This is a genomic window from Rudaea sp. (genome assembly GCF_036383415.1).
GTDB lineage: Bacteria > Pseudomonadota > Gammaproteobacteria > Xanthomonadales > Rhodanobacteraceae > Rudaea.
Genome location: NZ_DASVOK010000482.1, coordinates 1 through 2,133, shown reverse-complemented (window position 1 = coordinate 2,133; position 2,133 = coordinate 1). Strand labels below are relative to the sequence as shown.

The 2,133-nt window shown below is 62.9% G+C and carries 3 protein-coding genes; all 3 read right to left on the bottom strand.

From position 1 onward, the window contains the following. Window positions 1-270: 270 nt before the first annotated feature. The 3 genes from VF497_RS17430 to dcd all read right to left on the bottom strand — a co-directional run bounded on the left by VF497_RS17430 (window position 271) and on the right by dcd (window position 1,928). A complete protein-coding gene (locus VF497_RS17430) occupies window positions 271-711 on the bottom strand; it encodes a hypothetical protein (protein ID WP_330891127.1) in 441 nt (146 codons plus the stop codon). Window positions 712-882: 171 nt separating this feature from the next. After that, on the bottom strand, window positions 883-1,284 hold the full coding sequence (locus tag VF497_RS17425) for a hypothetical protein (RefSeq protein ID WP_330891126.1): 402 nt from the start codon (window positions 1,282-1,284) through the stop codon (window positions 883-885). Between the two features lie 74 nt (window positions 1,285-1,358). Continuing rightward, window positions 1,359-1,928: a dCTP deaminase gene (gene dcd, locus VF497_RS17420; RefSeq protein ID WP_330891124.1), complete on the bottom strand. Its 570-nt coding sequence runs from the start codon at window positions 1,926-1,928 to the stop codon at window positions 1,359-1,361. Window positions 1,929-2,133: the final 205 nt, after the last annotated feature.

Sequence of the window (2,133 nt, the reverse complement as noted above, 5' to 3'; positions counted from 1 at the left end):
CGACAACGCCGCCACGCACCGAGTGCCGGAAGACCGAATCCGCCGATTCCAAGACTTCGCCACCTCCCCGCTCCGCCGCAAGCCCGCGCAATGGAAGCTGCCAATGTCCGGACCGCTTCCGCGTTCTGTTCTGCCCTCGATGTTAGCGGAAGCCGGGCGGACGGCGCGAGGACGCGGCCGTCGCTCCGGAATTGCAACACGTCGGCGACTGGCCCAAAAACAAACAGCGCCCATGCGGGCGCTGTCCGGGAATCGCTTGAACGCGAAGCCTCAGTGCTTGTTCGGATCGGGGGCCGGAGCTGCCTGCGCGTCGGCCGCAGGTGCGGCGGCGGGGGCTGCTGCCGGGGCCGCTGCGGGAGCGGGCTCCGGTTCGCTGTAGACCTGCTCATGCCCGTCCATGTCGAGGTAGACCGGCAGCGACATGCGTTTGCCGGTGACGTAGATCATGTGCTTCTGCTCGTCGTTGGCCTTTTCGGCCTTCTTCACGATGATGCCCTTGAGCGGCTTGTTCTTGTCGACGCCTTCCTGATAGAAGCTGCCGACCGCGCCGTACATGCCGACCTTGTCCACGGTCACTGCATCGCCGACCTGGTACTTGCCATCCTTGGTGATCTTGATGATCAGCCTGCCATCTTCGATATCGCGGGCGAAACCCGTTCCGGCGGCGACCAGACCGAGCGCGGTGGTCAAAATTGTGAGTGTGCGACGCATGGTTTTCTCCCGTGGAAATAATTTATTGCAAAACCGGGCATCCTGCCGCGGTTTGCAAGCAAACGGTCGCGGCACAGCCGCGCCTCGTTTGCCGAATCAAACCCGAAACGTCTGATTCGCCGGTACATCCTTGGTACCGGAGCGATTTGCAACGCAAATCGCTCGCACTTGTTATTTCTTGTCGTCGGCAATCTGGATGACCTTGAGCCGGTCGTCGTTGTCGAGTACGTAGGCCTCGGCCTTGAGATCACGCGCGATGCCGGCCAGGCCCGCGACCTGCTGGTTGGTGACCTTCTGCTTTTCGCCGCGCTTGAGCAGGATCGTGTGCACCGGCGAGCCGGTGTCGTTGCGGTAGCGGATGTGGTCGCGCAGCGTCTGCGTGTCGAGCGTGGCGCCTTCGAGGTCGAACTGGCCATCCTTGTCCGCGCGCACGACGAGGTCGTACTGCTGCGGCGAAACGGTCGGCTCCGAGGTGCCTTCCTTGATGTTGTCGCGCCCGCAGGCGGCGAGCGCGGCCAGCGACAACGCGAGCAGCACGAGCTGGAAACGGCGAGCGAAAGTGATGTTGTGCATGTGTCCTGCTTGCCTCGAATTCATTGGGTCAGGCTCCGATGGTGGCGGACGCGCCTGACTTCGATCTGTCCAAATCATGCCTGCGGCAAGGTGACCCCGCGCTGACCCTGGTATTTGCCGCCGCGATCGGCATAGCTTACCTCACAAACCTCGTCGGATTCGAAGAACAGCATCTGCGCCACGCCTTCGTTGGCGTAGATGCGCGCCGGCAGCGGCGTCGTGTTGGAAAACTCGAGGGTGACGTGGCCCTCCCACTCCGGCTCGAGCGGGGTCACGTTGACGATGATGCCGCAGCGCGCGTATGTGCTTTTGCCCAGGCACACGGTCAGCACGCTGCGCGGGATGCGGAAGTACTCCACCGTGCGCGCGAGCGCGAACGAATTCGGCGGGATGATGCACTCGGCCGCCTTGACGTCGACGAAGCTGCGCGCATCGAAATGCTTGGGGTCGACGATCGTCGAATTGATGTTGGTGAACACCTTGAACTCGTCGGCGCAACGCACGTCGTAGCCGTAACTGGAAGTGCCGTAGGAAATCAGCTTGCCGCCCGAGGCGTTGACCCGCACCTGGCCCGGCTCGAACGGTTCGATCATGCCGTGCTTTTCCGCCATGCGGCGGATCCAACGATCGCTCTTGATGCTCACCAATGCTCCGGCTCAGGGTCCACGAAAGGGACGCCATCATACGCGTTGCGGCGGCTGGACTGTAGGGCTTTCCCGCGAGACCTTGTGCGGCCCGATGCCATGCGATGCAAGCAACCACAGACCCGAGCAGATGCCCAAGGTGCCCAGCACGACGAAGGCCCACAAAAAACCGTCTGCGCCAGTCGCGTGATCGGCCAGAAACGAC

Excerpts from the sequence above, each read along its gene's own strand:
- VF497_RS17430 (WP_330891127.1), bottom strand. The coding sequence starts at position 711 with ATGCGTCGCACACTCACAATTTTGACCACCGCGCTCGGTCTGGTCGCC.
- VF497_RS17425 (WP_330891126.1), bottom strand. The coding sequence starts at position 1,284 with ATGCACAACATCACTTTCGCTCGCCGTTTCCAGCTCGTGCTGCTCGCG.